This window comes from Amycolatopsis sp. NPDC005232, from assembly GCF_040607795.1.
Taxonomy (GTDB): Bacteria; Actinomycetota; Actinomycetes; order Mycobacteriales; family Pseudonocardiaceae; genus Amycolatopsis.
Map to the genome: position 1 here is coordinate 1 of NZ_JBEXHL010000081.1, position 6,640 is coordinate 6,640.

Genomic DNA, 6,640 nt, shown 5'->3' on the forward strand with positions numbered 1-6,640 from the left:
CAGCATCATCACGGGCATGCCGACGTCCGCGCCGAGCATCTCGGCTTCCTGCGGGCCGGCGAGCGACGTCTCGATCGTCTCCTCGGCGCGCCGGTGTCCGGTTGGACGGTAGCGGCTCCCGTCGTTCTGGCATGACGAGACTTACCGGTCGATCGCAGTTGCCTTGTGCCGGGCGCGGGTTGGAGTGGTTCGGGGTTCGCCGCAGTGGGCGCAGGTGATCATGCGCCCGGCCTGGCGAGGTGCCACGACGCCCGGCACCGAGGCCGGCAACGTCTGGATGGCCACGTGCACAAGGCAGGTGGCGGCGCCGCAGTGCACACAGACCCCGACGGCCGGTTCGCTCATGCCTTGTGTCGCGCAGTCAATGCAGATCATGGTTCTCCTTGAAAAACGGCGGGAGAAGCCACGATAAGCAGGTCTCCGTCGGATAACGATGTTCTCGTTCGGGACCAGTGCGACATCACATCGCAGGTGCCGTCGGCGAGGGCGAGCACGTCGAGGTTCGCGATGCGGTCGAGCTCCTCAGCGGAGAGGGTGCGGCTACCCAGGTGGTGGCTACTTAGTTGATCAATGACAGCCATGATGACTGCGAGCACGCGGGCGGGCAGGGACATCAGAGCCAGTCCAGACAACCGTCGGATCCGTCTGACCGGTAACAGGCGCGCCTGAAGGGACGGACCCCCACTTTTGCAGATTGGCTGCATGCAGGCGATTCGCGATCATTCGTCGCCTGCCGACGTGTTCCTGCAGGGAAAATCGCACCGACAACACCCCGCGCGCGGCAGGGTATGGTGAGGCGGTGGCGACCGACCTCCGCTGGGCCACCTCCCTGCGAGCCGACGCGTAACCGGTTACGAGAAGGTCTGAAATGCTCGGAGGGCGACGTTGAAGACGGAGGCGGAAAATCTGACGATCACGCTGGAATATGGAAGATATGACGGACTGGCTGCCGGAACTGCTGGTCGTCAGTTCGTCTTTCTCCGGCGCGGCTGGCTCGAATTCGCTGATTCTTGGATGGAAGTGATTCACGCGCTCGCCCAGTCCGGTTACTGCGCCGTTGCGGTGAATCAACGCGGTCAGTCCCCTCGTGCGCGACCGGCCGACGCCTGACAAAAGTCGCGGTGTCGATCGTCAAGAAATTCAGAATTCCTCATTTATCTGAACTGCGTCTTTACATTGCAGAAAGGGAAAAATTAAGATTGGCATCGGTCTGCCGAATCAGGTTCGAGGGGTCCGCGCAGCGGTGATCCCCCAGTGGGCGTCGATGGCCGAAGAGGCCGGGTTCTCGACGCTGTCCACAGTGGGCAGGCCGGCTTACCCGGGCGTCGACGACACAGTGGCTCTGGCGGCCGCCGCAGGAGCCACCACGACCATCGGGCTGCTCAGTGGCCTTCTGCTGGGAACCGTCTGGCCACCGGTGCTCTTGGCCAAGGTCGCTGCCGGCATCGACGGCGTCTCGGACGGACGGCTGACCCTGGGCCTCGGGATCGGAAACCGTGCCGATGACTTCATCGTCGAGGATCGGCCGATGGCGGGCTTGGGCAAGCGCATCGACGACGACCTGGAGACATACCGGAAGGTCTGGGACGGTGAGCCGGTCGGTGGTGGCGCGCAGGCGGCGGTTCCCGCGGGAACTCGTCGTGTTCCGATGATATTCGGCGGGCCGGCACCCGCGTCGTTCCGCAGGATGGCACGGTGGGGCGAAGGCTACGTCGGTGCGTCGTTCCCGCCGCCGATGATCGAAACCGACTTCAACGCCGCGCGAAAGGCTTGGTATGAAGAAGGAAACGAGGGCGAGCCGAGGTTGGTGGCCCTCGCGCACTTCAGTCTGGGCGACACCAAAGCCGGCAGGACCAACATCCACGACTACTACAGCGTCGCCGGCCCGCAGATCGCCGGGATGATCACGGACAACGTGTGCACGAGTCCGGAGAAGGTTCGCGCGGCGATCACAAATTTTCGAAGCGATCGGGGCCGACGAGCTGATGTTCAACACCGGCACGGACGATATCGACGAGATCGCGAGGCTGGCCGAGCTGGCCCTCTGATCGTTTCTGCCCAACACCGAGCGCGGGCGACCGGTAGCCGCTTTCGTCCGTGACCCGGCGCGCTGCCACCTCAGCCTTCGGGCGGAGCCGAGGGACGGGGAAGGTCTCGTCGCTGCTCCCACCGCGTCAGCTTCGAGTCGCCTCTCGGCGAGTGAGATTGAGTCGCCGCGAGGCGGACACATGCTGGGCGAAACGGACGGCTGCCGGGGCGGCACCATGGCCTTTCGGAAGCACTAGGTCCACATGGCGAGTCAGTGGTGCCCCACGGAGGGGAACCAGGCGGAGAGAGCCTGCGGTGTCCGGGTGCAGAGAGAAGTCGAGCCCGGAAGGCACAAGGGCGACGCCCATCCCGGCGGCCAGAAGGCCCAGGGCGATCGCCCATTCATTGACCTCGTACACCATCTTCCTGGTCACTCCCGCCGCGCGGAACGCGTCGTCGACCAGCACCCGGACCGCCCACCCGGGGTCCATGTCCACGAAGCGCTCTCCCTCCAGGTCCTCGAGCTCCACTGACGTCGCGCCTGCCAGGCGGTGGCCGGGCGAACAGGCCAGCATCATCGGTTCGGAGAGAAGTTGCACTACCTGCAAGCCGGCGGTGAGGCCCGGCACGGCAGACACGAGAGCGCAGTCGAGCTCGCCCTGCCCGACCAGCTCCAGAGCCCTGACCGCGGGTAGTTGGCGCACCGTGATCGAGATCGCAGGGTGCTCCCGGGAGAACTGCGCGAGCCACGCCCCAAAGGGCAGGGTGTGTCCGCTGGTTTCGATCACGCCGATTCGCAGCCGCCCGGACAGCACCCCGTGCACGTCTCGCACGGTTTGCTGGACAGCTTCCACCGCGTCGAGGGCGCGGCGAGCGGCCGGCAGGAGCGCCTCGCCCTCGGCCGTCAGCCGCACCGGGCGCGTGCCGCGGACGAACAACGGGGCGCCGACGTCCTTCTCCAAGGCGCGGACCGAGGTCGACAGCCCCGACTGCACGATCAGCTCGCGGGCCGCAGCGGCCGTGAAGGTGCCTTCCTCGGCCAAGGCTACGAAATGCCGTAGATGACGCAGTTCCATCGCTCCAGTCTCACCTCCCCGCGGACCTATCTCCAGTGGAGATGGACATCATCTGAATCAGTCGCACAGCTGCTGGCATGTTTCCGAACCGGAGCCGTGTTGTCGAGGAAGGCGCAACCGGGCGCCCTCGAACGAGAGGCAGCAGATGCAGGTCATCGCACCGACCGCCGACCGGGCCGAACGAGCAGCGGCCCTCTTCGCACGGCCGCGGGTGTCGCACACCACCGGCTTCTGGGCAGTGGCCGCCAGCTTCACCACGCTCATGGCCTTCGCCACGGTGACCGCACCGCTCTGGCCGCTTTACCAGCAGCGTGACCACTTCGACGCAACCACCGTCACCGTGGCCTTCGCCGCCATGGTGCTCGGCACGGCGGCCGGCTTCACCCTGCTCGGCCACCTTTCCGATCGTTTCGGACGGCGTGCCGGTGTGGTATCCGGTCTGTTGGTGGGTGTGGCCGGCGCCGGGATCATGGCCGCCTCACCCGTCCTGCCGGCGCTGATCATCGGGCGGGTGCTGACGGGGCTCGCGGTCGGCCTGATGGCCTCCACCGCGACCGCCTACCTCGGTGAGCTCCACCTGCACGCCAACCACGCCCGGCGCGGGTCGGCGTTCCCAGGACTGGTGGCGACCACGGCCAACCTGGGTGGCCTCGCCCTCGGTCCGATAACCGGTGGCGTTCTGGCGGCTTGGGCGCCTCTGCCACTGCACACGTCGTTCCTGGTTCTCGCGGGATTGATGACGGCGCTGACCGTGGTCGTGGTGCTCGCGCCGGAGACAGTCGAGCGGTCGGCGCACTCGGAAGGTCGACCCGAACGGTTCGCACTGCTTCCAGGTGCCCGTTCGTCCTTCGCCGGTGCGGCCGCGGTCGGATTCTTCGCGCTCGCGCTGCTGGGGCTCTTCTCCTCCCTCAGCGGTGTCATCGTCCGCGAAGAGCTCCACACTGCCTCGATACTGGTGGTCGGACTGGTGCCCTTCACCGCGTTCGGCGCGTCAGCTGCCGCTCAGATCGCGCTGCGACGGCTTCCTCACATCCGTTTGCTCACGACCGGCTCGATGCTCTTCCCGATGGGGCTGGCGCTGATCGCTCTCTCGCTCTACGAACCGCACGCATGGCTTCTCTTGATCGCTGCCGGCTTGGCCGGCGGCGGAGCGGGCCTGCTGTTCAAGGGAGGGTTGACCGAGACAGTGCGCTTGGCCAAGCCGAGCTCCCGCGCCGGGGTCCTGGCCATGTTCTTCGCCATCGCCTACCTCGGCATGGGCCTGCCCTCCATTTTGTTCAGCGTGGTGATCCGGCACGCCGCGCTGCAGCAGGCCATGGTCGGTTTCGCTTCGATTCTGACCGCAGGGGCAGTGGCCGCGGTTGTCACGGCGGCACATACCCACCGACGCGACTAGTTTCCCGGCGAATACCGACGGAACCCGACTTCAGAAAGCTTGAGAAATCATGTCTCGCAGCCAGAGCGACTACCATCTCCCGAGACGTCACGCGCCGCCGTGATCACATCCACGGCACTGTCCGGCAGCGACACGCAGAACGCAGAAAAACAGCAGTTTCAAAACTTGACGAAGGAAATGACATGCAGCAAAAGAACCGGCCGTTTGAACTCGCCGAAGTGCAGATGCAGTCGCGGAAGCTTGCTGACGGCGTCTACGCGGTCATGGCGACCGACGTCGACGACACCGACCACACGGCGACCAATGCCGGCTTCATCGTCGGTGACTCCAGCGTGCTCGTGGTCGAGTCGCTGGCCAACGCCCGATTGGCCACCCAGCTGATCGATGAGGTGCGCAAAGTGACTTCGCTCCCCATCCGATTCCTGGTCAACACCAGCTTCCACGGCGATCATTGCTTCGGCAACTATGCCTTCCCCGCGGAAACGGTCGTCATCCACCACAAGGAAACCAAGCGCGTCATCGACGAACGGTTCGAGCAGGACCGCGCCTTCATGATCGGCCTGCTGGGTGCGGACTCGGGCATCGAGGAGACAGTGGCGCGCTCGGCAGACCTGACGGTGTCCGAATCGGCGTCCCTCGACCTGGGTGGCAAGCACGTGGACATCGAGCACATCGGCTTCGCCCAGACCGACGGTGACCTGGTCATCCGCGTGCGTGAGGACAACATCGTGTTCGTCGGGAACATGCTGCAGGCTCCGCCGCCGGCGTTTCCGTGGCTCCTGGAGGGGCGAGCCGACGAGGCCCTCACCACCTATCGGCGCCTGCACGACTCGGTCGACAGCCACACGGTCATCGTTCCGGGCCACGGGCGGACCATGCGACGCTCCGACATCCTGCACTCCATCGGCTACATCGAGGAGCTGAACGGCCTGGCCCAGGACGCCCACGACAAGGGGATGTCAGCCAGTCAGATTCAGGAGGCGCTGGCGATGAAGGAATACAGCAGCTACAGCATGTACGACTTCATCCACTTCCAGGTCAACATCCCGGCGGTACTGAGTACGGAGGGTGGCGCGGGCGCTCGATCTTGACCGACCTCGACGACCTGGCACCGGCGCCGCCGGTCAGAGGTCGGCGGCCTCTGCCGCTCGCCTTTCAGGCAAATGCCCGATCAGTGTTGCTGATCGGGCATTTGTCTGCACAAAAACATTCTTGAAATGAATGCACTGTTCCATGTTGTGAATGTGTTCTCGGCTGGCAGAAACTTGGCTCGTCGACAACGTTCCCGAACTTGACGGCCGAACACCTCGACGAGTTCGTTGGCCACGGGGACCTTCGCAGGCAAGTTGGCCAGGGGTTTCTTGGTTCGGCTTGGCCGGCGTTGTGTACCGGCAGTTGATCGATTCGGCCGCCGGCATAGGAGCTCAGCACTGAAAATTAGGGCATCTGCCCTATGGCTAGTGGCGTCCGGCAGCTCGGATACTCCGCCGGTGGCCCAGAACCGGGACCAGCGGTCGATGTTCGCTGAATAACGAAGCACCCCTGTGACCGAATTCCGTCCCTCGCCGTAGGAGTCGGATCTTGATCTATCCACTCAGGACCCGAAGCCGGCGGTTACGAGCCCCTGGATCACGGACCCCGTCCCTTCACCTCGTGCAACCTTGCAGAAAGGCATCCCCTTGAGAGTCCCCATGAGGCGCCTCTCGGCGCTCGCGGTATCCATGCTGGCCTGTCTGGCACTGGCAGTCGGCGTCACCTCTGCCGGCCCTCCCTCCCGTGACGCCCAAGCCACCACGGCCGGCGTATCCGCCGCGACCGCCACCACCCACACCGCGCTCGACGCGGCCGCCACCTCCGGCGATGCAAAGCCGGCGGCCACCGCAAACGCCACCCGGACGATCCCTGGCAAGACACCCACCCAACCGCCGAAAGCCCTGTACACGCGGACCGGTTGCAACCCCGCCAAGCCGAAGCCGCACACGGTCACGTGCAACTCGCTGTTCAAGGCGGGCAAGGACCTGCGCCCGCTGACCAGCAACGCCGGGCCGCTGCCGGACTCGCTCGGCCCGGCCGACATCCAGGCCGCCTACGACCTGCCCGACGGCGGCGCGGGCAAGACCGTCGCCATCATCGACGCGCT

The 6,640-nt window shown here is 65.5% G+C and carries 7 protein-coding genes and 2 pseudogenes; 5 read left to right on the forward strand and 4 right to left on the reverse strand.

What is annotated here, in order from left to right; translation table 11 throughout:
* The 3 genes and pseudogenes from ABZU76_RS51395 to ABZU76_RS51405 all read right to left on the reverse strand — a co-directional run.
* Positions 1 to 90: pseudogene (locus tag ABZU76_RS51395) on the reverse strand (GntR family transcriptional regulator); the annotation flags it as partial.
* Between the two features lie 51 nt (positions 91 to 141).
* A complete protein-coding gene (locus ABZU76_RS51400) occupies positions 142 to 375 on the reverse strand; it encodes a DUF2180 family protein (RefSeq protein WP_354885797.1) in 234 nt (77 codons plus the stop codon).
* Entirely contained in the window at positions 372 to 614 is a 243-nt protein-coding gene (locus tag ABZU76_RS51405; protein WP_354885800.1) for a hypothetical protein, read from the reverse strand. The genes ABZU76_RS51400 and ABZU76_RS51405 overlap by 4 nt, the downstream gene beginning before the upstream one ends.
* 271 nt (positions 615 to 885) lie before the next feature.
* On the opposite strand from ABZU76_RS51405, the gene ABZU76_RS51410 reads away from it, so the two are divergent.
* Entirely contained in the window at positions 886 to 1,110 is a 225-nt protein-coding gene (locus ABZU76_RS51410) for a hypothetical protein (protein ID WP_354885803.1), read from the forward strand.
* 154 nt (positions 1,111 to 1,264) lie between these two features.
* Positions 1,265 to 2,101: an LLM class flavin-dependent oxidoreductase gene (locus ABZU76_RS51415; RefSeq protein WP_354885806.1), complete on the forward strand. Its 837-nt coding sequence runs from the start codon at positions 1,265 to 1,267 to the stop codon at positions 2,099 to 2,101.
* Positions 2,102 to 2,174: 73 nt separating this feature from the next.
* On the opposite strand, the gene ABZU76_RS51420 is transcribed toward ABZU76_RS51415, so the two are convergent.
* On the reverse strand, positions 2,175 to 3,104 hold the full coding sequence (locus ABZU76_RS51420; protein WP_354885809.1) for a LysR family transcriptional regulator: 930 nt from the start codon (positions 3,102 to 3,104) through the stop codon (positions 2,175 to 2,177).
* 145 nt (positions 3,105 to 3,249) lie between these two features.
* Here ABZU76_RS51420 and ABZU76_RS51425 point away from each other — a divergent pair, with 145 nt between their 5' ends.
* From ABZU76_RS51425 to ABZU76_RS51435, 3 genes and pseudogenes are all read left to right on the forward strand, one after another.
* Positions 3,250 to 4,500, forward strand: coding sequence for an MFS transporter (locus ABZU76_RS51425; protein WP_354885812.1), 1,251 nt, complete (start codon positions 3,250 to 3,252; stop codon positions 4,498 to 4,500).
* Between the two features lie 182 nt (positions 4,501 to 4,682).
* On the forward strand, positions 4,683 to 5,591 hold the full coding sequence (locus ABZU76_RS51430) for an MBL fold metallo-hydrolase (protein ID WP_354885815.1): 909 nt from the start codon (positions 4,683 to 4,685) through the stop codon (positions 5,589 to 5,591).
* Positions 5,592 to 6,191: 600 nt separating this feature from the next.
* Positions 6,192 to 6,640, forward strand: a pseudogene (locus tag ABZU76_RS51435) (hypothetical protein); the annotation flags it as partial.